The sequence below is a fragment of the Acetobacter estunensis genome (genome assembly GCF_011516945.1).
In the GTDB taxonomy this organism is placed as follows: domain Bacteria; phylum Pseudomonadota; class Alphaproteobacteria; order Acetobacterales; family Acetobacteraceae; genus Acetobacter; species Acetobacter estunensis.
In genome coordinates this window covers 24,485-50,358 of sequence record NZ_WOTH01000012.1, presented here as the reverse complement: position 1 = coordinate 50,358, position 25,874 = coordinate 24,485, and the positions used below count along the sequence as shown (strand labels likewise).

Annotated in this window: 20 protein-coding genes and 2 tRNA genes; 4 read left to right on the top strand and 18 right to left on the bottom strand. The window is 62.7% G+C overall.

Annotated elements, in window-relative coordinates; translation table 11 throughout:
- The 15 genes from nuoG to GOB87_RS07795 all read right to left on the bottom strand — a co-directional run bounded on the left by nuoG (nucleotide 1) and on the right by GOB87_RS07795 (nucleotide 16,012).
- A complete protein-coding gene (gene nuoG / locus GOB87_RS07865; RefSeq protein ID WP_166314716.1) occupies nucleotides 1-2,031 on the bottom strand; it encodes an NADH-quinone oxidoreductase subunit NuoG in 2,031 nt (676 codons plus the stop codon).
- Between the two features lie 5 nt (nucleotides 2,032-2,036).
- On the bottom strand, nucleotides 2,037-3,371 hold the full coding sequence (nuoF, locus tag GOB87_RS07860; protein WP_166314713.1) for an NADH-quinone oxidoreductase subunit NuoF: 1,335 nt from the start codon (nucleotides 3,369-3,371) through the stop codon (nucleotides 2,037-2,039).
- A gap of 12 nt (nucleotides 3,372-3,383) precedes the next feature.
- A complete protein-coding gene (locus GOB87_RS07855) occupies nucleotides 3,384-4,025 on the bottom strand; it encodes a complex I 24 kDa subunit family protein (protein WP_166314710.1) in 642 nt (213 codons plus the stop codon).
- Nucleotides 4,022-5,314, bottom strand: coding sequence for an NADH-quinone oxidoreductase subunit D (locus GOB87_RS07850; RefSeq protein ID WP_242006241.1), 1,293 nt, complete (start codon nucleotides 5,312-5,314; stop codon nucleotides 4,022-4,024). Before GOB87_RS07850 ends, GOB87_RS07855 begins: the two co-directional genes overlap by 4 nt.
- A 13-nt stretch (nucleotides 5,315-5,327) precedes the next feature.
- On the bottom strand, nucleotides 5,328-5,984 hold the full coding sequence (locus GOB87_RS07845; RefSeq protein WP_166314707.1) for an NADH-quinone oxidoreductase subunit C: 657 nt from the start codon (nucleotides 5,982-5,984) through the stop codon (nucleotides 5,328-5,330).
- Entirely contained in the window at nucleotides 5,977-6,558 is a 582-nt protein-coding gene (locus tag GOB87_RS07840) for a NuoB/complex I 20 kDa subunit family protein (protein ID WP_166314704.1), read from the bottom strand. The genes GOB87_RS07845 and GOB87_RS07840 overlap by 8 nt, the downstream gene beginning before the upstream one ends.
- 52 nt (nucleotides 6,559-6,610) lie before the next feature.
- Nucleotides 6,611-6,976 (bottom strand): NADH-quinone oxidoreductase subunit A, encoded by a 366-nt coding sequence (locus tag GOB87_RS07835; RefSeq protein WP_166314701.1) that lies wholly within the window; start codon nucleotides 6,974-6,976, stop codon nucleotides 6,611-6,613.
- A gap of 336 nt (nucleotides 6,977-7,312) precedes the next feature.
- A tRNA-Val gene (locus GOB87_RS07830) sits at nucleotides 7,313-7,387 on the bottom strand.
- 111 nt (nucleotides 7,388-7,498) lie between these two features.
- Nucleotides 7,499-7,783 (bottom strand): HU family DNA-binding protein, encoded by a 285-nt coding sequence (locus tag GOB87_RS07825; RefSeq protein ID WP_166314698.1) that lies wholly within the window; start codon nucleotides 7,781-7,783, stop codon nucleotides 7,499-7,501.
- A 153-nt stretch (nucleotides 7,784-7,936) separates the two neighbouring features.
- Complete coding sequence (gene lon, locus GOB87_RS07820; protein ID WP_166314695.1) at nucleotides 7,937-10,435, bottom strand: endopeptidase La; 2,499 nt, start codon at nucleotides 10,433-10,435, stop codon at nucleotides 7,937-7,939.
- A 213-nt stretch (nucleotides 10,436-10,648) separates the two neighbouring features.
- A complete protein-coding gene (gene clpX / locus GOB87_RS07815; protein ID WP_166314692.1) occupies nucleotides 10,649-11,914 on the bottom strand; it encodes an ATP-dependent Clp protease ATP-binding subunit ClpX in 1,266 nt (421 codons plus the stop codon).
- A gap of 127 nt (nucleotides 11,915-12,041) precedes the next feature.
- Nucleotides 12,042-12,680, bottom strand: coding sequence for an ATP-dependent Clp protease proteolytic subunit (locus tag GOB87_RS07810; protein ID WP_166314689.1), 639 nt, complete (start codon nucleotides 12,678-12,680; stop codon nucleotides 12,042-12,044).
- Nucleotides 12,681-12,922: 242 nt separating this feature from the next.
- Complete coding sequence (gene tig / locus GOB87_RS07805) at nucleotides 12,923-14,254, bottom strand: trigger factor (RefSeq protein WP_166314686.1); 1,332 nt, start codon at nucleotides 14,252-14,254, stop codon at nucleotides 12,923-12,925.
- A 125-nt stretch (nucleotides 14,255-14,379) separates the two neighbouring features.
- A tRNA-Leu gene (locus GOB87_RS07800) sits at nucleotides 14,380-14,464 on the bottom strand.
- Nucleotides 14,465-14,554: 90 nt separating this feature from the next.
- Entirely contained in the window at nucleotides 14,555-16,012 is a 1,458-nt protein-coding gene (locus GOB87_RS07795; protein ID WP_166314683.1) for an NAD(P)H-hydrate dehydratase, read from the bottom strand.
- A 120-nt stretch (nucleotides 16,013-16,132) separates the two neighbouring features.
- Here GOB87_RS07795 and GOB87_RS07790 point away from each other — a divergent pair, with 120 nt between their 5' ends.
- The 4 genes from GOB87_RS07790 to GOB87_RS07775 all read left to right on the top strand — a co-directional run bounded on the left by GOB87_RS07790 (nucleotide 16,133) and on the right by GOB87_RS07775 (nucleotide 21,601).
- Entirely contained in the window at nucleotides 16,133-16,582 is a 450-nt protein-coding gene (locus tag GOB87_RS07790; protein WP_166314680.1) for a hypothetical protein, read from the top strand.
- A gap of 453 nt (nucleotides 16,583-17,035) precedes the next feature.
- Entirely contained in the window at nucleotides 17,036-18,937 is a 1,902-nt protein-coding gene (locus GOB87_RS07785) for a DEAD/DEAH box helicase (protein ID WP_373320704.1), read from the top strand.
- Nucleotides 18,921-20,261 carry a class I SAM-dependent RNA methyltransferase gene (locus tag GOB87_RS07780; protein WP_166314674.1) on the top strand — a complete coding sequence of 447 codons (1,341 nt, stop codon included), beginning with the start codon at nucleotides 18,921-18,923 and terminating at the stop codon, nucleotides 20,259-20,261. Before GOB87_RS07785 ends, GOB87_RS07780 begins: the two co-directional genes overlap by 17 nt.
- Before the next feature lie 107 nt (nucleotides 20,262-20,368).
- Nucleotides 20,369-21,601: a multidrug effflux MFS transporter gene (locus tag GOB87_RS07775; protein WP_166314671.1), complete on the top strand. Its 1,233-nt coding sequence runs from the start codon at nucleotides 20,369-20,371 to the stop codon at nucleotides 21,599-21,601.
- Between the two features lie 9 nt (nucleotides 21,602-21,610).
- Here GOB87_RS07775 and GOB87_RS07770 read toward each other — a convergent pair whose 3' ends face one another.
- The 3 genes from GOB87_RS07770 to GOB87_RS07760 all read right to left on the bottom strand — a co-directional run bounded on the left by GOB87_RS07770 (nucleotide 21,611) and on the right by GOB87_RS07760 (nucleotide 25,798).
- Entirely contained in the window at nucleotides 21,611-23,965 is a 2,355-nt protein-coding gene (locus GOB87_RS07770) for a bifunctional diguanylate cyclase/phosphodiesterase (protein ID WP_166314668.1), read from the bottom strand.
- Between the two features lie 145 nt (nucleotides 23,966-24,110).
- Nucleotides 24,111-25,046, bottom strand: a complete 936-nt coding sequence (locus GOB87_RS07765; protein ID WP_166314665.1) for an electron transfer flavoprotein subunit alpha/FixB family protein — start codon at nucleotides 25,044-25,046, stop codon at nucleotides 24,111-24,113.
- A gap of 2 nt (nucleotides 25,047-25,048) precedes the next feature.
- Entirely contained in the window at nucleotides 25,049-25,798 is a 750-nt protein-coding gene (locus tag GOB87_RS07760; RefSeq protein ID WP_166314662.1) for an electron transfer flavoprotein subunit beta/FixA family protein, read from the bottom strand.
- Nucleotides 25,799-25,874 lie beyond the last annotated feature (76 nt).

Genomic DNA, 25,874 nt, shown 5'->3' with positions numbered 1-25,874 from the left:
CTACTCCGCCGCTACAGCCGCACTCGGCGCATACACCGCCGCGCACTCATTCATGGTCGGACTGGCCCGGCTGATCGGATTTGTCAGGTAATATCCGTGTGTTGCCGGTACAAGAGGCCGTGCGTCGAGCGCCACCTGACTGGCTACCTCAGGCGCAGCGGCCGCCGATGAAACGCCAAGCTGCATTCGTTCGCGCAATGCGCCAATCGTGTCATAGGGCAGCGTCGCCCCCAGAACTTCCGAGACAGCACGCAGGATTTTCCAGTCCTCCTTGGCCTCGCCCGGCGGGAACACCGCCTGAAAGCCACGCTGGACGCGCCCTTCTGTGTTGACCCAGGTGCCCTCTTTCTCGGTGTAGGTCGCACCCGGCAGAATCACATCCGCGCGCGCGGCCCCTGCGTCCCCATGATGGCCCTGATAGACCACGAACGTGTCCGGGCTGATGGAGTGAACAGGAAACTCATCCGCGCCCAGCAGCCACAGCACATCCACACCGCCGCTGAGCATCCCGCGCACGCTGCGGCCGCCATTGCCGGGCACGAAGCCCAGATCCAGAGCCGCCACGCGCGAGGCCGCCGTGTGCAGGATGTTCAAACCGTGCCAGCCTTCCGCCCGCTCACCCGCTGCCAGCACTTTGCGGCACCCGGCGAGGATCGCCAGCGCATCCTCACGCACCAGAACTTCCTGCCCGACAATAATCAAAGGCCGCTTGGCCGCCTTGAGCTTCGCGGCGAAGCCTTCCGTGCCATCCATCAGCGCGTTCAGCGCCGTCGGATCATCGCCAAGTGGCTCATAGGCCCATGTCGGATCGGAGGGCAGCGTGCCGATCACGCCAATCGGCAGACCGCCGCGCCCAAGCGAGAGATACCGCTTGCGGATGCGCGCATTGAGCACCGGCGCGTCCTGACGGACATTCGCGCCCACGACCAGCACCGCGTCCGCCTCATCAATGCCCGTGATGCCATCGGCAAAAATGTAGTTCGCACGATCGGTCAGATCGTATTGCGCACCATCCTGACGGCAATCGAGGTTGCTTGAACCGAGCGCGTGCATCAGATCACGCAGCGCCATGATGCTCTCGGCCTCGCACAGATCGCCCACAATCGCGCCGATCCGTGAGCCGGGCACACCTTCGAGACGTTTGGCTATGGCCACGAATGCATCCTGCCACGAAGCCGGATGCAGCTTGCCATGCACGCGCACCCAAGGCCGATCGAGACGACGACGCTTGAGGCCATCCACAGAGAAGCGTCCCTTGTCGGACAGCCACTCCTCGTTCACCTCGTCATTGATGCGCGGCACGATGCGCTTAACTTCGCCGCCCCGCGCCTGAATGACGATGTTGGTGCCCACCGCGTCCATCACGTCGATGGCGTCCGTCTTTTTCAATTCCCACGGCCGCGCCTGAAAGGCCGAAGGCTTCGACGTCAATGCGCCCACAGGGCAGATGTCGATCAGGTTGCCCGAAAGCTCGGACGTCAGTGCTTTCTCGACATAGGTGGTGATCTCCAGATTTTCGCCGCGCGAAATACCGCCCAACTCTGGCGTGCCCGCCACCTCCGTGGAGAAACGCACGCAGCGGGTGCACTGGATGCAGCGTGTCATCACCGTCTTGACCAGCGGCCCAAGATTCTTGTCGGTCACGGCGCGTTTGTCTTCATGGTAGCGGGACATGCCGCTGCCATACCCGTAGGCCTGATCCTGAAGGTCGCACTCGCCCCCCTGATCGCAGATCGGGCAATCGAGTGGATGGTTGATGAGCAGGAACTCCATCACCGCCCGCCGTGCTTTCCGCACGGTCTCGGTGTCGGTGAAGATCTGCATTCCCTCGCCCACCGGGAAACCGCACGATGCCACCGGCTTGGGCGCACGCGCCACCTGCACGAGACACATGCGGCAGTTACCCGCGACCGACAGACGCTCGTGGTAGCAGAAGCGTGGGATTTCCTTGCCCGCCGCCTCACACGCCTGCAACGCGGAAGACCCAGCGGGAACCTCGACCGGAATGCCGTCAACGATAACCTTGACCATCCGCTTTACTCCGCCGCAATCGTGGCGAGCGGCGCACCGACAGGCACCTGCACCTGCTGCGAGCCGCCATGCTGCCGTTTATAGGTGCGGATGCGCTCTTCCATCACCGGACGGAAATGGCGGATCAGCCCCTGGATCGGCCACGCTGCCGCATCGCCCAGCGCGCAGATCGTGTGGCCTTCCACCTGCCGCGTGACCTGTTCGAGCATGTCGATCTCCTCGATCTCCGCCCGTCCTTCGACCATCCGGTTCATCACGCGCATCATCCAGCCCGTGCCTTCACGGCAGGGCGTGCACTGACCGCAACTCTCATGCTTGAAGAACTGTGAAAAACGGGCGATCGCCTTGATGATGTCGGTGGATTTATCCATCACGATCATGCAGCCGGTGCCCAGACCGGACTGCACGGCCCGCAGGCTGTCATAGTCCATCAGCACGGTCTCACAGGTCTCTTTCGGCAACACCGGCACCGAGCAGCCGCCGGGAATGACAGCCAGCAGGTTATCCCACCCGCCGCGCACGCCGCCGCCATGCTTCTCGATGATCTCCTTCATCGAAACACCCAGCTCTTCCTCGAACACGCAGGGCGTATTCACATGACCTGAGATGGCCATCAGCTTGGTGCCCGCATTGTTCGGACGACCAAGAGCGGAGAACCACGCGGCCCCACGACGCAGAATGGTGGAGGCCGAGGCGATGGACTCCACATTGTTCACCGTCGTCGGGCACCCATACAGACCCGCCCCCGCCGGGAAAGGCGGCTTCATGCGCGGCTGGCCCTTCTTGCCTTCAAGGCTTTCCAGCAGCGCCGTTTCCTCACCGCAGATATACGCACCCGCGCCACGATGGATGTAGAAATCGAAATCCCAGCCGGTGCCCGCCGCATTCTTGCCCAGCAGCCCGGCTTCGTAGGCCTCATCCACCGCGATCTGGAGATGCCGTGCCTCGTTATAGAACTCGCCGCGGATATAGATGTAAGCCGCGTGCGCCCCCATGGCGAAGGAGGCGATCAGTGCACTCTCGATCAGCTTGTGCGGCTCATGGCGCAGGATCTCGCGGTCCTTGCAGGTGCCCGGTTCGGACTCGTCCCCATTGATGACGAGGTAATGCGGCAGCGGCCCATCGCCCTTCGGCATGAAGGACCACTTCACACCCGTCGGGAAGCCCGCGCCACCACGTCCGCGAAGGCCCGACGCCTTCATCTCACTCACGATCCAATCGCGACCCTTGTCGAGAATGGCTTTGGTGTCATCCCAATCCCCACGCGCGCGAGCACCCGCGAGATGCCAATCGTTCTGGCCGTAGAGATTGGTGTAAATCCGGTCCTTGTCGCTCAGCATCGCCGGTTCTCCTCAGCCCTTCTGTGGGCCTGCGGCCCCCGCGTTCGCGTCAAGCAACACCCGTCGTCCGCCTTCGGGCTCGGAGCCGTGCCGACCGTTGGTGGGGCCGGGCTGCGGCACCTCGTCACGCCGCAACGCCGCGATCAGCGCTTCGGTGCGCGGGCCGTCGAGGTCTTCATAGAAATCGTTATCCACCTGAAGGATCGGCGCATTGGCGCATGCGCCAAGACATTCCGCCTCGCTCAGCGTGAACAGGCCGTCCGCGCTGGTGCCACCCACATGAGCGATGCCTGCGGCTTTCTTGCACGCGCCCAGCACATCGTCCGAACCGCGCAACCAGCATGATGTCGTGGTGCAGACCTGAAGGTGATACTTCCCGATCGGCTTGAGATTGAACATCGTGTAAAATGTCGCGACCTCGTAAATGCGGATCGGCGCGACATCGAGACGCTCCGCCACCACATCCATCGCCACCGTTGGCACCCAGGCACTACCGGTCTGGCGCTTCATCTGGTCCTGCACGATGTAGAGCAACGGCAGCGCGCCACTGGCCTTCCGCTCGGGCGGATACTTAGCCAGAACCTTTGTGATCTCGGCCTCGCTCACTTCATCGAACGCGAAGTGTGTCGGCTGATCGTGATTCACGTCGCTCATCGGTCCACCTCACCAAAGACGAGATCCAGCGATCCGATGATCGCCACGGCGTCGGCCAGCATGCCGCGCCGCGACATCTCATCGATGGCCTGCAAATGCGCGAAACCCGTGGGGCGGATCTTGCAGCGATAGGGTCGGTTGCTGCCGTCCGCCACCAGATAGACGCCGAACTCACCCTTTGGCGTCTCGACCGCCGTATAGGTCGCGCCCGGCGGCACGTGATAGCCTTCGGTAAACAGCTTGAAGTGATGGATCAGCGCTTCCATCGAACGCTTCATCTCCGCGCGCGGCGGCGGCGAGAACTTGGGATCCTGCACCTTCACCGGACCGGGCTTGATCTGCTCCAGCCCCTGCTTGATGATCTTCACGCTCTCGCGCATCTCGGCCACACGGACGAGATAGCGGTCGTAGCAGTCACCATGCCGCGCCACGGGGATGTCGAACGTCACCCGGTCATAGGTGTCATAAGGCTGCGAACGCCGCAGATCCCATGGCACACCCGAGCCACGCAGGCAGGGACCGCTGAAACCCCACGCCAGCGCCTGCTCGCTGGTGAACACACCGATCCCCACCGTGCGCTGCTTCCAGATACGGTTTTCCGTCAGCAGGCTTTCGAGATCGTCGATCCATGCCGGGAACTCATCCGCCCACCGACCGATCCGCTCTTCCAGCCCCGCCGGAAGATCACGCGCCACGCCGCCGGGACGGAAATAGTTGGCATGGAACCGCGCACCCGAGACGGCTTCATAAAATTCGAGAAGCTTTTCACGCTCCTCATATCCCCAAAGTGCCGGCGTCACCGCGCCGCAATCCAGCCCCATGGCGGTCAGATTGAGGATATGATTCAGGATGCGTGTGATTTCCGCGAAGATGACCCGAATCCACTGCGCCCGCTCCGGCGCCGTGATGCCCAGAAGCTTCTCGGTTGCCAGCGCGAACGCATGTTCCTCGCTCATCGGGGAGGCGTAATCGAGCCGATCGAAATAGGGCAGCGCCTTGGGATATGTCTTGTATTCGATCAGCTTTTCCGTGCCGCGATGCAACAGGCCGATATGTGGCACCGCACGGGCCACAACCTCGCCCTCCATCTCCAGCACCAGACGCAGCACACCATGTGCCGACGGATGCTGGGGGCCGAAATTCAGCGAATGGCTGTCGATCTCGACCGTGCGCCGCTCGACTTTCTGCTCGACCGCGGGTTCCGGCAGGAGCGATTCCGGCAGCGGACCTTCATCGAGCACATCACGCAGACCGGGCTGCGGTCCATCCGTTTTCAGGGCCTGTGTCATCCTTGGGCTCCTGTCACTTCAGCTTCTTCATGATCTGGCGCAGTTCATGCGCCCGCTCGTCACCCGGCAGGGTCAGCACCCCTTCCCATGGCGAGACGAAATCGAAATCGCGGAAATCCTGCGTGAGCGAAACCGGCTCGCGCACGATCTGGCGACGGTCCGGGTCGTAGCGGACCTCGGTGTACCCCGTCAGCGGGAAATCCTTGCGCAGCGGATGCCCCTCGAACCCGTAATCCGAGAGGATGCGCCGCAGATCCGGCTGGCCTGAGAACAGCACGCCAAACAGATCGTAGCACTCCCGCTCCCACCACGTGGCGCAGGGCCAAAGCTTGTGAATGGAGGGGACCGGCGTGAGTTCATCGGTCGTCACGATCACGCGGATGCGGTGATTGTGACTGACGGAGAGCAGGTTGTACACCACGTCGAACCGTTCTGGACGCTCCGGGAAATCGACGCCACAGAGATCCATCATCTGTTCGCAACGAAAGCGCGGATCGTCACGCAACAGCGTCATCAGCGGGATCAGGCGTTCACGTTCGGCCCGAACAACGAGTTCCCCGCCTTCCAGCGACGCGGAGCGGATGCCCGGCAGCGTCGTGGAGAGGGTGAACGCCAGAGCGGAAAGGCAGGACGAGCCGCGCGTCCCAACGGGTGCGGTTGCCTCAGCCACGGAGAATGGTCCCTGTCCGACGAATCTTTTTCTGAAGCAGCAGAATGCCGTAGATCAGCGCTTCCGCCGTGGGCGGGCAGCCGGGCACATACACATCCACCGGCACCACGCGGTCACAGCCCCGCACGACCGAATAGGAATAATGGTAATAGCCACCACCATTGGCGCAGGAGCCCATGGAAATGACCCAGCGTGGCTCGGCCATCTGGTCGTACACGCGCCGCAGAGCGGGCGCCATCTTGTTGGTGAGCGTCCCCGCCACGATCATCACGTCCGACTGACGCGGCGATCCACGCGGGATGATGCCCATGCGGTCAAGATCGTAGCGCGGCATGTAAGCGTGGATCATCTCCACCGCGCAGCAGGCCAGACCGAAGGACATCGGCCACAGGCTGCCCGTGCGTCCCCAGTTCACCAGCTTGTCGAGACTGGCGACGACAAAGCCCTTCTCGCTGATCTCACCGGTGATTCCGCGGACGATGGCGTCCTGCTCGGGCCCCGGCGGCACCATGTCGCGGTTCCAGACGATATTCTGCCCCGCATTTTGGGCTGTCTCGGGGTTTTCACCGCTCATCGCGCGTTCTCCACCACATCACACACTCGGCCGTACTCTCGCACCCAGTCCATCAATCCCAATCGAGCGCACCTTTGCGCCACTCGTAGAGAAAACCGATTCCCAGCACGCCGAGAAAACCCATCATGGACAGAAAGCCGAGCAACCCGATCCGCGAAAGGCTGATTGCCCAAGGGAACAGGAAGGCCACTTCCAGATCGAAGATGATGAACAGGATCGAGACGAGATAGAACCGCACATCGAAGCGACGTCGGGCGTCATCGAACGCCTCGAATCCGCACTCATACGCCGTGAGTTTCTCGGCATAGGGCTTCTGCTGCCCGCACACGAGGGAAGCGCCCAGCATCGCACCGGCGATTACCACCGCCAGCGCTCCGAAAATCAGCACGGGAAGATAAGCGTCGATCGTCGAAGTCATGCTGTCTCCCTTCTCCTCCATCCGATGGCTGCGGATGGTGTGTCCCGTCTGTCCTAACCGTCGCGCCCAAACTAGGTCCGTGAACCCAGCCTGACCAGTGACGCGCCCCCATCTGCACGGGAACTTTTCCGTGTGAAACGACTCGCCCGTATACAGTCACGGCGATCCCTACGGAAAACAGCCACTTTTTCTTATTCAACACACGCGCATGTGACACGCAATGACATGAAACAAATCGGTATGTCATTCCGTGCACGAAACACTACGGGCGGCCGCGCAAAGGTTTTCTGCGCCAGCAGTCGAGACGTGAAACAGCAATTTGCAAGGAAGAGAGAATGGTGGGTGATGACGGGATCGAACCGCCGACCATCTCGGTGTAAACGAGACGCTCTACCGCTGAGCTAATCACCCGCGCCGTGGTTAGCCAAAAGCCACGGAACAATCAAGTCGCTGAAATACGAAACGGGCGGACAGAGTTTCCCCTGACCGCCCGTTCCAAAAGCTTGCCCTAAAGGACCGTGATCAGCTCACGGCGTCCTTGAGGGTCTTGCCCGGCTTGAAGCGCACGGAGGTGGAGGCCGGAATGTCGATCTCCTCACCGGTGCGCGGATTGCGGCCCTTGGTGGCCTTGCGGTGAGCCGTCACAAACGAGCCGAAACCGACGAGACGGACTTCCTGCCCACCCTTGAGCGCCTTCTCGATAGCCGCGAACACCGCGTCCACCACTTCGCCAGCCTTCGCCTTGGGCAGGTCAACTTCGTCTGCAACAACCGAGACGAGTTCCTGCTTGTTGAGCGGTTTGTCCATACGTACGCCTTTCTATGTTCAGGTCCCCCGGAACCGTTCCGACCCCGGGGGACATTCCGCGGCGCACTATGAAGCCGTTTTCCGCCACGTCAACAGCCTCCGCGTGCGGCAGGCCCGCAAAAATGGTTACCTGCCCGTTGACGACTCCACCCTTCAGTGAGCGACAGCGCTCGCAACGGCGGGAGCGGCGATGGGAGCGAGTTGGTCCGTCTCATCCTCCCACTCGATCGGCACCGGGACACGAACCAGCGCGCGGTCGATCACCTCATCCACATGCGAGACCGGAACCAGCTCAAGATTCCGCTTCACCGCCTCGGGAAGTTCCGCAATGTCCTTCTCGTTCTCCTTGGGCAGGAACACGGTCTTGATGCCGGCGCGCAGAGCCGCCAGCAGCTTTTCCTTGAGACCGCCAATGGGCAGCACACGGCCACGCAGAGTGATCTCCCCGGTCATGGCTACGTCATGCCGCACAGGAATACCCGTCAGCACGCTGACCAGCGACGTCGCCATGGCGATGCCCGCCGAAGGACCGTCTTTCGGAGTCGCCCCTTCCGGAACATGCACGTGCAGATCGCGCTTTTCGAACAGCGTCGGCTTGATGCCGAACTGCACCGCACGGCTACGGACATAGGAAAGAGCCGCAGAGACGCTCTCCTGCATCACATCGCCCAGCTTGCCGGTCTGCTTGACGTTGCCCTTGCCGGGCACCATCACGCTCTCGATCGTCAGGATCTCGCCACCTACCTCGGTCCAGGCCAGCCCGGTGACCACGCCGACCATGTCGGTGATCTCCGTCTCTCCATGCGAGAACCGGCGCACACCCGCGAACTTGCCGAGATTCTTCTCGGTGACCGCGACCTTCTTGGCCTTGCCCGTGACGATTTCCTTCACGACCTTACGGGCCACATTGGCAATCTCACGCTCAAGACTGCGGACACCCGCTTCACGTGTGTAGAAGCGGATCAGATCCATCAGCGCCGCATCCGAGATCGACCACTCCTCAGGCTTGAGGTTATGCGCCTCGCTCTGCTTGACGATCAGATGCCGCTTGGCGATGTTGAGCTTCTCATCCTCAGTGTAACCGGAGAGACGAATGATCTCCATGCGGTCCAGAAGCGGCTGCGGCATGTTCAGACTGTTCGCCGTGGTGACGAACATCACATCCGACAGGTCGTAATCCACTTCGAGATAGTGGTCCGAGAACGTCGCATTCTGCTCAGGGTCGAGAACCTCAAGCAGGGCGGATGCCGGATCGCCACGCCAGTCCGCGCCGAGCTTGTCGATCTCATCAAGCAGGAAGAGCGGGTTGGACACCTTCGCCTTCTTCATACCCTGAATGATCTTGCCCGGCATGGAGCCGATATAGGTCCGGCGGTGGCCACGGATCTCGGACTCGTCACGCACGCCACCCAGCGACATGCGGACATAGTGCCGCCCCGTCGCCTTCGCGATGGCGCGCGCCAAGGTTGTCTTACCCACGCCCGGCGGCCCGACAAGGCACAGGATCGGCCCCTTCACCTTCTGGGAACGGCTCTGCACCGCGAGATATTCAAGGATACGCTCCTTGACCTTCTCCAGCGCATAATGGTCCTCATCAAGAACCTTCTCGGCCTCGACCAGATCGGTCTTGACCTTGGTGCGCTTCTTCCATGGCACGCTCAGCAGCCAGTCGAGATAGTTGCGCACGACCGTGGACTCGGCCGACATCGGGCTCATGCCGCGCAGCTTCTTCAGCTCGGCCTGCGCCTTCTCGCGCGCCTCCTTGCTGAACTTCGTCTTGGCGATCTTCTCTTCGAGTTCGGCCGTCTCGTCCTTGCCGTCCTCGCCTTCGCCCAGTTCCTTCTGGATCGCCTTGAGCTGCTCGTTGAGATAGTACTCGCGCTGCGTCTTCTCCATCTGCCGCTTCACACGGCCACGGATGCGCTTCTCCACCTGCAGGACGCCGATCTCGGCTTCCATATGGGCGAGAATCTTTTCAAGCTGCTTGGTGACTGTCGGCAGTTCAAGGATTTCCTGCTTCTCGGAAATCTTGAGATTGAGATGGCTCGCAATCGTGTCGGCCAGCTTGGACAGGTCGCTGATCTGATTCAGCGAGACCATCACCTCGGCCGCGATCTTCTTGTTGAGCTTCACATACTGCTCGAACTGCCCCACCACCGCGCGCGCAAGGGCTTCCGCCTCCTCGCTCGCGACCGGGACATCCTCGACCAGTTCGATGTCGGCCTCGAAATGGCCCTCGACCTCGTGCAGCGTCTTTACCCGTGCGCGGCGGTTGCCCTCGACCAGCACTTTCACCGTGCCATCGGGCAGCTTGAGAAGCTGCAGGATCGTGGAAACCGTACCGAAACGATAGATATCGTCCGCCGCCGGATCGTCCACCGTCGCATCCTTCTGCGTCACCAGCAGGATCTGCTTGTCCTCGCTGGTGACGGCTTCCAGGGCGCGCACGGACTTCTCGCGTCCCACGAAGAGGGGAACGATCATATGCGGAAAGACCACAATGTCGCGCAGCGGCAGCACCGCCACACGGCCCGGCGTCTCGGGAAGCGTCTTCACCGCCTCTTCCACGGGAGACGTGGCAGGCACAACCGCTTCCGTCTTCTTGGTGGTGCGCTTGCGGCGCGGAGCGGGGGTCTTGTTTTTTTCTGTCATACTAGTGCCGATGACCTCCTGAATGGACGATCCCGCCCTGCGCGCCCGCCTTCGGCACGCCCACGGCAGATCTGCCCGTCGGCAAACGGCGACCTACATTCCGGCCGCCGCTTCCTTCCTTGATATCGGTATCGATTGGTGCGCTCACAAGGGGCCAGCGGAACAGATGTTCCCCTCGTCCCCGCAGTGTGAAGCAAAGAGAGCCGGCCGCACTCAGGCGGACTGCTCCGTCGGCTGCTCCTTGCCCTTGCCATACACATAGACAGGAGCGGCACGGCCCTCCGCGGCATTGTGGTTGACCACCACTTCCTCCACGTTTTCCAGCCCGGGCAGGTCAAACATGGTGGACAGCAGAATGCTCTCGAGAATGGAGCGCAGACCGCGCGCACCCGTCTTGCGCTCCAGCGCACGGTGGGCAATCGCTTTCAGAGCGTCGTCCGTGAACGTCAGCTTCACATCTTCCATCTGGAAGAGCTTGGCATACTGCTTGACCAGCGCGTTCTTCGGCGCGGACAGAATCTGCACCAATGCAGCTTCGTCCAGATCGTCAAGCGTCGCCACGACAGGCAGACGACCGATAAACTCGGGGATCAGGCCGAACTTGACCAGATCCTCAGGCTCCACATTCTTGAGCACAGCACCCGTGCGCTGCTCGTCCGGGTCCTTCACATCGGCACCGAAGCCGATGCCCGAACCTTTTCCACGCGCGGAAATGATCTTCTCGAGCCCCGCGAACGCACCGCCACAGATGAAGAGCATGTTGGTGGTGTCCACCTGCAGGAATTCCTGCTGCGGATGCTTGCGCCCACCCTGCGGCGGCACGGACGCCACCGTGCCTTCCATCAGTTTAAGCAGCGCCTGCTGCACGCCCTCGCCACTCACATCACGGGTGATGGAAGGGTTGTCGGACTTGCGGGAAATCTTGTCGATCTCGTCGATATAGACGATGCCGCGCTGCGCGCGTTCCACATTGTAGTCCGCCGCCTGCAGCAGCTTGAGGATGATGTTCTCCACATCCTCGCCCACATACCCCGCTTCGGTCAGCGTGGTGGCGTCGGCCATGGTGAACGGCACATCGATAATGCGCGCCAGTGTCTGGGCCAGCAGCGTCTTGCCCGAACCGGTCGGGCCGATGAGCAGGATGTTGGACTTCGAAATCTCAACGTCGCTGTTCTTCTGTGCGTAGGCCAGCCGCTTGTAGTGATTATGAACCGCGACCGACAGCACTTTTTTCGCCTCGGACTGGCCGATCACATAATCGTCGAGGATCGCGCAGATTTCCTTGGGAGTCGGCACGCCGTCGCGCGACTTCACCAACGTCGTCTTGTGCTCCTCACGGATGATGTCCATGCACAGCTCGACGCACTCGTCGCAGATGAACACCGTCGGCCCCGCGATGAGCTTGCGGACCTCATGCTGGGACTTCCCGCAGAACGAGCAATACAGCGTGTTCTTGGAATCGCCGGACTTCGCGTTCATCAGCCGTTCCTCAACCTCTGACCCCGAAGGGCCGCCCGACCTGAAAGCCGGGCCAAATAAAAACCGTAGCCGCTCCCTGCCTGCCCATCAAGGCGAGGCGAGGCCATCCCGGCCTGCGGCGAAGGATTTACGCCTTCTCCGGTGACTGGGCCTCATGGCTGCGGATGACTTCGTCCACGATACCGAAAGACTTGGCTTCTTCGGCGGACATGTAGCTGTCACGCTCCAGCTTGCGCTCGATTTCCTCAAGCGTCTGACCGGTGTGCTCGCGGTAGATCTCGTTGAGGCGCCGGCGGATCGTGAGGATCTCCTGCGCCTGAATCTCGATATCGCTCGCCTGTCCCTGCGCACCACCCGAGGGCTGATGCACCATCACGCGCGCATTCGGCAGCGCGTAGCGGCGCTTGGCGGCACCCCCGGCCAGCAACAACGATCCCATGGACGCCGCCTGCCCCAGACAGACCGTGCTGACCGGGCTGCGGATGTACTGCATGGTGTCGTAGATCGACAGGCCCGCCGACACTACGCCGCCGGGGCTGTTGATGTAGAACGAGATTTCCTTCGTCGGGTTCACGCTCTCCAGATAAAGAAGCTGCGCACAGATGACGGAGGCGACCTGATCGTAGACCGGACCGGTCAGGAAAATGATCCGCTCCTGCAAAAGGCGCGAATAGATATCGAACGCACGCTCGCCCCGAGAGGTCTGCTCGACCACCATCGGCACGAGAGAGTTGTTGTAAATCTCGACAGGGTTCGAATCCCTCATCACATCATTCCCGACTTGTGTGCCTGCGTGTCCCGCCCCGATGGCGGAGACGGGGCGGAGCAGCGCCCGGTCTGCCTAAGATAGAGATAAACCTCTCCGACGCCACCCCGCGACGCGAAAATCGGTGTGATTTGCATCGCGGGCGCCAACATATGCCCCAAAACGAACACGGCACCCATCCCCTCACACCGGAAGGGATGGGTGCCGCGAATCGCAAGCCCCGAAAGGGCCGCTCAACCGTTTCAGGCGCCAGCGGCTGGCATGTCGGCCAGCTCATCCGGTGTCACCGTCTTGTCCTCAACCTTCGCCAGTTCGACAATGTAGTCGATCACCTTGTTTTCGAAAATCGGGCCCCGAAGGGACTCGGCCGCCTGCGGGTTCTTCACGAAGAAGTCGAACACCTGCTGCTCCTGACCACGATAGCGCATGGCCTCGGCACGGATGGCGCGCGCCATCTCGTCCTGCGTGACGGTGATGCCCTTTTCGCGGCCAATTTCGGCCAGAAGAAGACCCAGCTTCACGCGACGCTCGGCGATCTTGCGGTAGTCCGCCTTCAGCGTCGCTTCGTCCTTGTCCTTGTCTTCATCGTCCAGTTCGCCCGACTTGCGGTCAGCCTCGACACGCGCCCAGATCTGCTCGAACTCGGCGTCCACCATGCCTTCCGGCGCGGGGAAATCGGTCTTTTCGGCCAGCTTGTCCAGAAGCTCGCGCTTCAGACGCAGGCGAGAAAGCTGCTCGTATTCGCCCTCGACCTGCTTGCCGATCAGCTCACGGATCTGCTCAAGACTCTCGAAACCGAGCTTCTTGGCCAGATCGTCGTTGATCTCGGATTCGACCGGCTTCTTCAGTTCACGGGCCTTGATGTCGAACGTGGCGGTCTGACCGGCCAGTTCCTTCGCGCCGTAATCCTCGGGGAACGTCACCGTGATGACCTTCTCCTCGCCCGGCTTCATGCCCTCGATCTGCTCGGCAAAACCGGGGATGAACCCTTCGCCGCCGATCTCGACATTGATGTTCTCAGCCGTGCCGCCCTCGAAGGGCACGCCATCGCGCTTACCCACGAAGTCGATCGCGATGACGTCGCCCTTGGTGGCCGGACGCACTTCCTCGACCGTTACGAATTCACGCTGACGCTTGGCGATGTCCTCAATGGCCTTGTCCACCGTGGCGGCGTCCGGCTCGGCTTTCAGGCGCACGAGGGACAGATCGGACAGATCCGGCACCTTGATTTCGGGCAGAACTTCCGTCTCAACCTTGAATTCCAGATCGCCCTTGCCGTCACCACCCGACGTCACTTCGACCTTCGGCTGGAGAGCGGGGCGCAGGTTACGCTCCTCGAACAGGCTGCGCAGCGAGTCGTTCACCGTCTGCTCAAGCACTTCGCCCTTCACGCTGTCACCGAAGCGCTGACGCGCGATGGCGACGGGCACCTTGCCCGGACGGAAGCCCGGCAGCTTGGCGGAAGCGGCCACTTCCTTGAGACGGGCCTCCTCCTTCTGCTCGAGTTCGGCCGACGGAACGACCACGGTGAAGGCGTGCTTCAGGCCTTCGGAAAGCGTCTCTGTAACCTGCATATGCCCAGGCCATCCTCTTCGTACGAACTCGTCACAAACATCCGGGCGCCGACCCTCGTGGCTGCACCCGTCATTCCGGCGAAAGACCGCGACAGCGGTCACGTCCTCAGCCCAAGACAGACAATTGGTACGGGCGGAGGGACTTGAACCCCCACGACTTGCGCCACCAGAACCTAAATCTGGCGTGTCTACCAATTCCACCACGCCCGCACATGACCTGCCGGCTCACCCGGAACGTCAAGGGCGCCCGCTTACCGCAGACCGCCGCGCGGGGCAAGGTCGCGGCCGCTCCTTGTGCGCTCACCGTTTCCGGGATTCCGCCTCATTGCTCTCCCCCTGAAGCCGCGTCGCCTCATCCCGGGCTGCGCCCAGATGCACGTCCAGATCCTCCGCGATCAGCCAGTCTCCAGCGCGCAGGCCGGCCTCTCCGTGCAGCCACACACCGGCGCAGGCCGCCTCCCATGGCGCCATCCGGGCCGCGAGCAGCGCCCCGATGATCCCCGTCAGCGTGTCTCCCGAACCCGCCGTCCCGAGCGCGGGGGTGGCATGCGTGTTGATCGCCACGCGACCGTCCGGCGCCGCGATGAGCGTGGACGCGCCCTTGAGCACCACCACCGCCTCAATGTGCGCCGCCGCCGCGCGGGCCGCTGCCAGAAGGTCGTCGCCCGGCTTGCCGAACACCCGCGCGAACTCGCCCGCATGGGGCGTCACCACGGCCACGCCACGCAGACGCTCCGGCGCACCGGCCGCCCACGAAAACGCTCCCGCATCCGCCAGCACGCAGCGCTTTGCCGCCACCAGCGCAGGCATCACCTTTTCCACTTCTTCCGGCAGCAGACCGGGACCGCAGATCCAGACATGTCGCCGCTGGTCCTCCAGCAACGTCTCGAGAGCCCCGTCATCGATGATCAGCCCCGGCGCCCCCAGCCGGAAGCCGGGCGCCGCCTCACCCGCTGCAACGCGCACCAGTCCGGCGCCCGTGTGCCGTGCGGCCGTGGCCGAAAGACGCGCCGCTCCCGGCATGGCTGCTCCCGCGCACAGACTCACCACGCCACGGCTGTATTTGTGCGACTCCATTCCCGGAACTGGAAGCCGCCACAAACCCGGCCTGTTCCAGAACGTCTGCACCGCGACGTCATCGAGCGTGGCGACAGGAATGCCGATGTCATGCACTTCCAGTCGGCCGCACAACTCCCGTCCCGGCAGAAGCAGATGCCCGGGCTTGGCACGAAAGAACGTGACCGTCAGTTCCGCAGCCCGCGCAGGACCGCGCACATGCCCTGTCGCGCCGTCCACACCCGTCGGCATGTCGATGGCCACGACACGCTTCGCCGCCGCGAGCACAGCGCCCACATCGTCGCTCACATCTCGCGACAGACCCGCGCCGAACACCGCATCGATCACAAGATCGGCATGCGCGGCCTCCTGAGCCGTAAACGGCACGCGCGGCCCATGGAATCGGGCCATCACCGCCGCAGCATCGCTACCCGGTTTCGGCTCCGCCATTACGGCGGCGCTGACGGGCCAGCCCGCATTCGCCAGATGGCGGGCGGCCACCCAGCCGTCACCGCCATTATTGCCCGGCCCGCAGAGGACCAGCACACGAACCGGTTTCGTGAAACGTCGCACGGCGCGGGCCACGGCCCGACCGGCGTGTTCCATGAGAACACTCACAGGCACGGTGCGGGAGGCTGCGTGATCGATGCGCCCCATTTCCTGCGGGGACGGAAGAGCGAATGTGTGACGGTCCTGTGTCATGTCGGGGAACCTTTCATGATTTCGGCAAGCCGCGCGAAACAGGCGCTCGCTTGCGTTCCTTGGCCGAATTGGCGATCAAGCCGCACGATCGTCCTGTCGTCCTGATCCGATGGAGTCCGCATGCCTCACATCCTCTGGAGCCTCGTTCTCACCCTGCACATCGCCGGCATGGCCGTCTGGGTGGGTGGGGCGACCTATGCCGCGCTGATCCTCCGTCCGGCGCTCACGCTACTCGACAACGCCCAGCGCAGCGCCGTGCATCTGCTCACGCTCAAGCGGTTCCTGCGCGTGGTCTGGCACCTGATGCCCACGGTGCTGATCACCGGCTGGCTCATGATCGTGCACGAAGGCGGCTTTGCCGTCATGCCCTGGACCGTCAACGCCATGCAGGTTTTCGGTCTCATCATGGCTGGACTGTTCCTGCGTGTCTTCTACGGTCCCTATCAGACGGCCCGACGCGCCATGCGGCCCAAGCCCGCTACGTTCGACTCCATCCGCAGCCTGATGCTGGGGATCGTGGGCTGTGGAATGCTCGCCATTCTCTGCGCGGCGATGGGACACGGGTTCTGACGCACGCATCGCCTCATTTCCGTCGGCGCCCGTACCGCCGACGGTGCTTGATTTTCTGCTCGGGACAGCCTACCGACAGGCACCGGTTCTGATCCCGGCCATCCGCGCACCGCGCGCATCTGCCTCACCGCAGCCGACATATCTGAGAGCGACTTGAGCCCCAAAGCCACCGACACGACCGAGAGGAAGCCGCGCAAGGCGGCAGCACGTCCACGCGCCCGCAAGGCCGCCACAGCGGAAGCTCCCGTCCCCGACGAGACGACGGAAGTCCCTGCCGTGCAGACAGAGGCCCCTCAGGCCGAGACCGGCAAGCCCGCTCGACGAACGACACGACGCAAGACGAGCGCGGCAGTGAAAACGCCCGCAGTCGAGATCGAAGAGACTCCGGCGAAGCCTGCGCCCAAGACCACGCGCACACGCAAAAAAGTTGCCAAGCCTGAAGTTGCCACAGAGGTGGAAACACCGACGGCCACTGAGGAAGAGGTGAAGGCCCCGGTAAAAAAGCGGACGCCCCGGCGCAAGGCCGCGACAACCGCTGTTGCCGAAGCCGCACCAGCAGCCGAATCGGCTGACGCGCCCGAGGCTGCTGAGGACACTCCGAAAAAGACACCGCGCAAGCGCGCCACCAGCACGACCACCCGCAAACCGCGTGCAAAGAAAGCGACCAAGGTAGAAGCCACCGAAGAGACGACCCCTACGGCTGAAACCGTCGAACCGCAGACGCCTGCGGAAGATGAGGAGCACCACCCGCTCCACATCACCGGCGCGCTGGAAGTCACCACAGAACCGGCTCCCCAGTCGCACAAATCCGTCATTGTCGAAGCGGCGCCTGTCGTTGCGGCACCTGTGGCCAAAGCCGAAGACGCTGAGCCATTGTTCAGCGATCTGGGTCTTTCCGCACCGCTCCTGCAAGCCGTGCAGGAGATGGGCTACGTCCATCCGACACCGATTCAGGCGCAGGCCATTCCCGCCGTGTTACGTGGGCAGGATGTGCTGGGCGTGGCGCAGACCGGCACCGGCAAGACAGCTTCCTTCACGCTGCCGCTGCTTGAAATCCTGTCCGGCTCCCGCGCCCGCGCCCGGATGCCGCGCTCTCTCATTCTCGAACCGACGCGCGAACTTGCGCTTCAGGTGGCGGAGAACTTCGTCAACTACGGCAAGCACCTCAAGCTGACCCACGCGCTGCTCATCGGCGGTGAAAGCATGGCCGATCAGAAGGAAGTGCTGAACCGCGGCGTGGACGTGCTGATCGCAACCCCCGGTCGCCTGATCGACCTGTTCGAGCGTGGCGGCCTGCTGCTGACGCAGACGCGCATCCTCGTCATCGACGAAGCCGACCGCATGCTGGACATGGGTTTCATCCCCGACATTGAGCGTATTGTGGGCCTCCTGCCCCGCACCCGCCAGACACTCTTCTTCTCGGCCACCATGGCTCCCGAAATCCGTCGTCTGGCCGACGCTTTTCTCCAGTCCCCGCGTGAGATCACCGTCAGCCGTCCCTCCACGGTGGCCACGACGATCGAAGCGGGCCTGGTGGTCGTGGACGACGGGGACAAGCGCAAGACGCTGCGCCGTATGCTGCGGGCCGAAAATCTCCAGAATGCGATCATCTTCTGCAACCGCAAACGTGACGTGGATGTGCTGCTGAAATCGTTGCTCAAGCACGGTTTCTCCGCAGGCGCACTGCATGGCGACCTGCCGCAGTCGGTTCGTTTCCAGACACTGGAGAAGTTCAAGTCCGGCGAACTGAAGATTCTTGTCTGCTCTGATGTTGCCGCTCGCGGGATCGACATCGGCGGTCTGTCGCATGTTTTCAATTTCGACCTGCCGTTCCATGCGGAGGATTATGTCCACCGCATCGGACGCACCGGTCGCGCGGGAAAGCAAGGCAAGGCTTACAGTCTGGCCACGCCGCATGACCGCAAATTCGCCGAAGCGATCGAAGCCCTGACCGGCGCGCCGATTCCCCGCCTTAAACTCGAAGGCGTCGAACAGCTCGATTGGGCTGCGGAAGACGATGACACGGGTGGACGCGGCCGCAACAAGCGCAAGCGCCGCAGCAACGCGGACAAAAAATCCGAGACGGACGCGCAACCCGCCGCACGCAAGACCGAGGAGCGTGAGGCCCGTCCGGTCAAGCCTCGTGAAGAAACGCAGGCTCCGGCCCGTGAGGAGCGTCGTGCACCACCGCGCAAGCGCGATGACCGTCGCAACAATAACGGCAGTTCCGATATCCCCGATGCCCCGGCAGAAAGCGTGACCGGTTTTGGCGCGGATATGCCCCACTTCATGACGCTCCCCCGCCGCGTGCCGGTAAAGATCGAGGATATGGGTGAGGATGCGGCGGAAGCCTGAGCGCCGCCGTTCCCGCACTTCACCTCGTCCTGACGCTGTCCTTGTTCCGCCTTTCGCATGGAAGGTCGAAGCGCTTGGAAGTGCCGGGGATGGGCTGGCGCGGCCACTCGATCCGTCGAATGGCACGGATGTTGCCTTCATCTCCCTGACAGCCCCCGGCGACGTGGTGCTGGCCCAGCCGAGTGCTCAAGGCCGCGCCCGACTTGTGGAGGTGATGATCCCGGCTCCCGAGCGGGTTCCGCCACCTTGCGGGCTTTTCGGTGTCTGCGGCGGCTGCACGCTCCAGCATCTTCCCCTGTCGTGGATTCAGACGTGGAAGAAGAACCGGATTCAGGACGGGCTCCAAAAAGCGGGCGCCACAACGCTTCCGTCGATCTCCGTTGTCGCAACGGCGCCTTCCACACGCCGGCGTGCGGATCTGGCCGTGCGCCAACAGGGCACAGCTCTGGTTATCGGCCTGCATCGCCGTGGCGGCGATGTGGTGGATCTGACCGAATGCCATGTGCTGCACCCCGATATCCTGAAGCTTCTTCCCCCTCTGCGGGATCTGTTTCCCCGGCTTGATCTGTTCCGTCGCGAAGCGGAACTTGCGATCAATCTTCTCGATACCGGGCCTGATCTTCTGATCGTCTCGAAGCACGATGCCTCCCCACGCGATCGGGAGCGGCTGGCCGATTTCGCCCGTGCGCACGGCATTCCCCGCATTGCGGGCAAACAGCCGGGACCGAAGGAAGAGCCGGAAATACTGGCTCAGGTGGGCGCGCCGCGAATCGCTTTTGCAGGCGTGGATGTCGAACCACCGCCCGGAGCCTTTCTGCAGGCCAGTCGGGAAGGGGAAGCCGCGATCCAGCAGGCCGTTGTAGCCGCGCTGCCTCGTATTCCGGGACGCAAAGCCCACGTCGTCGAACTCCACGCGGGCTGTGGAACTCTCACGTTTCCGTTGGCAGAGCATGTCCGGGTCGAAGCGTATGAGGGCCATCGCGGAGCCACCCGCGCCCTTCAGCGCGCGGCCACAGGGCATCGGGTGGAAGCTCACCAGCGCGATCTTGACCGGCAGCCACTGAACACCCGCGAACTCGGAACAGCGCTGGCTGTGGTGCTCGACCCACCGTATGGGGGCGCCGGGCTGCAAATGCAGGCTCTGCTCGACGCCAAACCCACGACCCTCATCTATGTAAGTTGCAATCCGCAGATGCTGTTTCGTGATGCCACCCGACTTCTGGCCTGTGGCTACACGATCGATGCGGTGACCGTAGTGGACCAGTTCCTGTGGTCGGCCGAGATCGAGACGGTCTGCCGTTTTTCACGCAAAACCACCCGCTAACGCCGCCATGCCGTGTGCCGAGGTCGGCTTCACACCGGGCAGGCATGGACAGGCTCAGCCTGCACGGGCATAGGCGCAACTCTCTCGTTTTCTGGCCGGATTCAGGCATGCCCAGCAAGCACTCCGTCGAACTGATGCAGGCCAGTGGACGCCTGCCCTTCTCCCTTGTCGTCCTGCTGGGCCTCGTGACCGCCATCGGTCCGCTGTCCACCGACATGTATCTTCCGGCCTTTCCCATTCTGGATCACGATCTCGGGGGAGGGCCGGGTTCCGCCCAGTTCACGCTGGCAGCATGGTTTGCCGGGCTGGCGGTGGGGCAGTTTTCCTCAGGTCCCCTTTCGGACCGGTTCGGGCGACGCGCACCGCTGATGGGTGGGTTGCTGATCTACATCCTCGCGTCCATCGGCTGCGCCGTAACCGCCAACTTTCACCTTTTCTGTGTGTTCCGTTTTCTCGCGGCCATCGGGGGATCGGCCAGCGCCGTGGTGCCGCGCGCCGTGATCCGCGACATCGCGACCGGACGGGACGGCGCACGCATCATGACTCAGCTCACGCTGGTATTCGGTGTCATGCCGATTCTGGCGCCTTCTCTGGGCGGAGTCGTTCTCGCCTTCGGCTCATGGCGGTATATCTTCTGGATTGCCGTGCTCTATGGCCTCATAGGGTGCGCGGCGATTGCGCTCATGCTGCCCGAAACACTTCCACAGGCGCGACGTGTGCGTCTGCCGCCCATCGCCATCCTTTCACGCTATCTTCTGGTTCTGCGCGAGCCGCATTTCCTGCTCAATGCGCTCATCGCCAGTGCTTCCACCTTTGTCATGTTCGCCTATATCGGCGGCGCACCTGTGGTGTTCGAGCATCTTCTGGGCTTCTCCCCCGCTCAGTTCGCCATCTTCTTCGGCATCAATGCCGCCCTGTTCATTGCCAGCACACAGGTCAGTGGATGGCTCATTCACCGCATGGAACTGGAAACGCTCATGCAGTTCGGCATCGCGTGGTGCGCGTGTGCCGGATTATTGAGTGTGGGACTGGTCGCATCCCATATCGTGACGGCCGCTACGCCGCTTGCCATAGGCGCACTGATCGTCTTCATGACCGGCTCTCTGGGCTTTATCGGAGGCAACGCCACCGTGCTGGCCCTGCACCATCACGGCGCTCATGCCGGCACTGCCTCGGCCATGATGGGCACACTGCAATTCAGCATCGGATCGGTGAGCGGCCTTATCATGGGCTTCATGCCCGCCGACTCGATCATCCCCACCTTCTGCGTCATGGCGCTGGGGCCGGTGATGATGGTGGCGGCAAACGCCCTACGCCGTCGTCTCAGTCCCGGTCCCTGAAATCCGTTCTCAGGGCGAGACCGCCAAAGCCGCGGCAGACGGCGCAGGCGCGATCTCCCGGCTGGGACGACCGATGAAATATCCCTGCACCAACGTGCAGGCCCGCGCCTCCAGATAGGACAACTGATCGGCCGTCTCGATTCCTTCGGCCACGATGTCCACCCCCAGCACGCGCCCAAGCGACAGGATCAAATCCACAATCCCGGCCGACTGGCGTTCCCTCAGCATGTCCCCAATGAACGAACGGTCGATCTTTATCCTGTCGAACTGGAACTCTCGCAGATAACTCAGGCTGGAATATCCGGTCCCGAAATCGTCCATGACAATGCCCACGCCAATTTCGCGCAACTGACGCAGGATGCGGACATTCTCACGCCCCTGCAGCAATGTATTTTCCGTAATTTCCACGCTCAGCCGGTCGGGCGACAATCCGGAATCTCCCAGTGCCGCACTGATGACCGCCGGAAGGTCGGACATGGCGAACTGCACGGGCGAAACATTCACGGACACGCCCAATCCGTTTTTCCATGACACGGCATCGGCGCAGGCGCGGCGCACCACCCATTCGCCCAGATCGGCAATGAGACCGCATTCCTCGGCCACCCCGATAAACTGATCGGGGGGTACCCGCCCACGCTCCGGATGCTGCCAGCGCACCAGCGCTTCGTAGCCCGTCAGGCAATGATCGCCGGTGGACATGATCGGCTGATATTCAAGAAAGAATTCCTCGCGATCCAGCGCCTGCCGGATTTCGCGTTCCATGCGGATACGCTCGCGAATCGACGTATCGAAGGACTGGTCATATTCGCGGGCATTGCCGCGTCCCGCCTGCTTGGCGGCCAGAAGCGCTATGCCGGAGCGATGCAGCAGCGTATCCCCGTCCGGTGTCTCGTCAGAGGACATCACAAACCCGACGCTGACCGAAACAGGCAGTTCGTCCGGATGATCGGGCAGTGGCATCCGGAGTTGGTGCGCCAGATACACCGCGAACTCGCCCGCATCCCGCTCCGTGACATCGAAGGCCACGGCAAACTCGTCCCCAGCGATCCGCGCGCTGATCGCACCTTGCGGCACCAGAAGCTGGAGCCTGCGGGCGATAGCTCCCAGAACCGCATCCCCCGTCGCGTGCCCACAGGTCTCGTTGATGGACTTGAAGCGGTCCACATCGACCAGAAACACGGCCAGATAACGCCCGTGCCGTTTTCCGTGTTCCAGTATGTCTGTCAGGGTAGAGACGAAGAAAGCACGATTACCGATGCCCGTGAGCATGTCCCTGACGGCCAGTTCCTGCAGCGCCATCTCGGCTTCTTTCCGCGCCCGCAGATCGAGAATGGCCAGAACGTCACGATTCTTCCCCTGCCACGAGACATGACGCCCATAGACTTCCACAGGGATCGTCTCGCCATCGGCGCGCACCATGACCATCTCACGCGGCTTTTCCTGCCGCACGAGCGCCTGCACATCATCTTCCGTTTGCAGATCCGGCAGACGGGAACGGACCAGCCCCACATCCGGACGCGCCGCCCCCACCAGTTCCCAGAAAGCCGCGTTGGCGTCCACAATAGCCCCGCCACTCGTGATGATGAGGCCTTCTATGGCCACATCCGCAAAATGACGGGCCCGCAGATTTTCCTCATTGCGATGCCGAACACCGCGATACTCCAGCAACAGAAAAACCAGAGCCAGTCCGAGAAATGAGCCGGAACCGCCCATCACCATCGCGGCCAGGGAAACCGAATCGGCGCGATGGGCCGCGTGCGACATAGCTGCGGTCATATGATCGGCGGGCATACCGATGAAATGCAGAAGGACAACGCCAAGAATCCACGCGACAGCGGCAAACGCACGACGGTGTCCTCGCTCCTCACGCAGCAGCCATGTCCCCAGAAGAAACAGCAGAAAGCCGCTTCCCAGCGACAATCCGATACGGAGTGGTTGCACATGGGTGGAGGCATCGCTCGTGATGGCCGCGATGCCGATATAGTGCATGCCACCCACGGCGGCCGTCATCAGAAGAGCGGTCAGCGGCGAGCGGGAACCACCCTTCGTCCGGATCTCGACCCACCACGCGGCCAGAAAAAACCCGCACGCCACGATGACCGAAAACAGTGTCAGCGGCAGGTCATAGGCTGTCTGAACGGCGGACTGACGGCCCAGCATGGCCATGAAATGGGTGGCCCAGACGCCATTGGCCGCCACCGCCGCCGCCAGAAACAACCGTGTCAAGCGTTGCGAACGCCGTCGCGCCATGGCGGCACGACAGATCATGCGGACCGAAATCAGCATCGTCGCCGCGCACAGCAAAGTCGCACCCGCGAGGAACAGCGGGTTGTGGGCGGCAAGTTCTCGGAGGAGATCGGGCATGGAGCACACTGTTTTCGGGGCAGAAGTCCCAAGTGTGCCTGCTGTGCGTCACCGGTGCGTTAACAACGATGAATGTTCGTAAAGAAGAAGGGCGCCCCGTCTGGTAACGGAGCGCCCTTCCTCAGATGTTCAATGACGGAGACGTTCAGATCGCGTTCGTCAGTTCCGGCACAATCTCGAACAGATCGCCCACCAGTGCGTAGTCCGCCACCTGAAGAATCGGCGCATCGGGGTCCTTGTTGATCGCCACGATCACCTTGCTGTCCTTCATGCCGGCCAGATGCTGGATCGCACCCGAAATGCCCACCGCAATATACAGCTCCGGCGCCACGACCTTGCCGGTCTGACCCACCTGACAGTCATTCGGCGCAAAGCCCGAATCGACCGCCACGCGAGAGGCGCCGAGGGCCGCACCCAGCTTGTCCGCCAGCGGATCGAGAATCTTGTGGAAGTTCTCGCAGCTTCCCAGACCACGTCCACCGGACACGATCACGCGCGCCGACTCCAGTTCCGGACGGTCGCTCTGTGGTGTCTCAGAAGAGACAAAGCGTGAGACGGTGTCCGTCACATTCGGCACAACAGCTTCAATCGCGGCGGAACCGCCCTCGGCGGCTGCCGGATCGAAGTTGGTGGGACGAATCGTCAGCACCTTCTTCGTGTCGGAAGACTTCACCGTCGCCAGAGCGTTACCCGCATAGATCGGACGCACGAACGTGTCGGCGGCCTTGATCTCCACCACATCGGGGATCGGCTGCACATCGAGAAGGGCGGCCACGCGGGGCAGCACATTCTTGCCGGACGCCGTGGACGCCGCGACAATGTGATTGTAATCATCCGCGAGCGCGACCACCACATCCGCCAGAGGCTCGGCCAGATCGTGCGCCAGCACGTCGGACGCAACTTTGCGCACCTTGGCCACACCCGGAACCTTCGCAGCCGCATCGGCAGCCGCCTGTGCGGAGGCTTCCGTGCCGGTTACGAGCGCATGGACTTCGCCCAGCTTGCCTGCAGCGGCAATGGCGGAACGGGACGCCTGACGGACCTGTCCGTCTTCGGTCTCGATAAGAACAAGAACCGTCATGATCAGATCACCTTGGCTTCGTTGCGCAGCTTCTCAACCAGTTCGGCCACCGAGCCGACCTTCTCGCCTGCCTTGCGGGCCGGCGGCTCAGCCACCGACAGAGTGGTGAGGCGACGTGCCATGTCCACGCCCAGATCGGCCGCCTGAAGCGTTTCCATCGGCTTCTTCTTGGCCTTCATGATGTTGGGCAGCGAGGCATAGCGCGGCTCGTTCAGGCGCAGATCCGCCGTCACGATGGCGGGCAGCGCGAGCGAAACCGTCTCGGTGCCACCGTCCACTTCGCGCGTGACCTCGGTGCGACCATCGGCCAGTTCGACCTTGCTGGCGAACGTACCCTGACCCCAGCCGAGCAGACCGGCCAGCATCTGGCCCGTCGCGTTCATGTCGTCATCGATGGCCTGCTTGCCAAGGAACACCAGATCGGGCTTTTCGCGCTCGACCAGCGCCTTGAGCACCTTGGCCACAGCCAACGGCTCGGGGCTTTCCTCGGACAGTACGAGGATGGAGCGATCGGCCCCCATCGCCATGGCTGTGCGCAGCGTGTCCTGCGCCTGCTGCACACCGATGGAAACGGCGATCACCTCCGTCGCCGCACCTTTCTCGCGCAGGCGCACGGCTTCCTCGACGGCAATTTCGTCGAAGGGGTTCATGGACATCTTCAGACCGGCCGTCTCCACCCCGGTTCCGTCGGACTTGACCAGAACCTTGATGTTGTAATCGACGACGCGCTTCACGGGGACGAGAATCTTCATGGTCTCTCTAGCCTGTACGCGTGGGGAAGTGAGCCGCCCACGGAACCACGCCCCGCAGACGGACCACCTGAATTGG

Excerpts from the sequence above, each read along its gene's own strand:
- nuoG (WP_166314716.1), bottom strand. The coding sequence starts at position 2,031 with ATGGTCAAGGTTATCGTTGACGGCATTCCGGTCGAGGTTCCCGCTGGG.
- nuoF (WP_166314713.1), bottom strand. The coding sequence starts at position 3,371 with ATGCTGAGCGACAAGGACCGGATTTACACCAATCTCTACGGCCAGAAC.
- GOB87_RS07855 (WP_166314710.1), bottom strand. The coding sequence starts at position 4,025 with ATGAGCGACGTGAATCACGATCAGCCGACACACTTCGCGTTCGATGAA.
- GOB87_RS07850 (WP_242006241.1), bottom strand. The coding sequence starts at position 5,314 with ATGACACAGGCCCTGAAAACGGATGGACCGCAGCCCGGTCTGCGTGAT.
- GOB87_RS07840 (WP_166314704.1), bottom strand. The coding sequence starts at position 6,558 with ATGAGCGGTGAAAACCCCGAGACAGCCCAAAATGCGGGGCAGAATATC.
- GOB87_RS07835 (WP_166314701.1), bottom strand. The coding sequence starts at position 6,976 with ATGACTTCGACGATCGACGCTTATCTTCCCGTGCTGATTTTCGGAGCG.
- GOB87_RS07825 (WP_166314698.1), bottom strand. The coding sequence starts at position 7,783 with ATGGACAAACCGCTCAACAAGCAGGAACTCGTCTCGGTTGTTGCAGAC.
- lon (WP_166314695.1), bottom strand. The coding sequence starts at position 10,435 with ATGACAGAAAAAAACAAGACCCCCGCTCCGCGCCGCAAGCGCACCACC.
- clpX (WP_166314692.1), bottom strand. The coding sequence starts at position 11,914 with ATGAACGCGAAGTCCGGCGATTCCAAGAACACGCTGTATTGCTCGTTC.
- GOB87_RS07810 (WP_166314689.1), bottom strand. The coding sequence starts at position 12,680 with ATGAGGGATTCGAACCCTGTCGAGATTTACAACAACTCTCTCGTGCCG.
- tig (WP_166314686.1), bottom strand. The coding sequence starts at position 14,254 with ATGCAGGTTACAGAGACGCTTTCCGAAGGCCTGAAGCACGCCTTCACC.
- GOB87_RS07795 (WP_166314683.1), bottom strand. The coding sequence starts at position 16,012 with ATGACACAGGACCGTCACACATTCGCTCTTCCGTCCCCGCAGGAAATG.
- GOB87_RS07790 (WP_166314680.1), top strand. The coding sequence starts at position 16,133 with ATGCCTCACATCCTCTGGAGCCTCGTTCTCACCCTGCACATCGCCGGC.
- GOB87_RS07780 (WP_166314674.1), top strand. The coding sequence starts at position 18,921 with ATGCGGCGGAAGCCTGAGCGCCGCCGTTCCCGCACTTCACCTCGTCCT.
- GOB87_RS07775 (WP_166314671.1), top strand. The coding sequence starts at position 20,369 with ATGCCCAGCAAGCACTCCGTCGAACTGATGCAGGCCAGTGGACGCCTG.
- GOB87_RS07770 (WP_166314668.1), bottom strand. The coding sequence starts at position 23,965 with ATGCCCGATCTCCTCCGAGAACTTGCCGCCCACAACCCGCTGTTCCTC.
- GOB87_RS07765 (WP_166314665.1), bottom strand. The coding sequence starts at position 25,046 with ATGACGGTTCTTGTTCTTATCGAGACCGAAGACGGACAGGTCCGTCAG.
- GOB87_RS07760 (WP_166314662.1), bottom strand. The coding sequence starts at position 25,798 with ATGAAGATTCTCGTCCCCGTGAAGCGCGTCGTCGATTACAACATCAAG.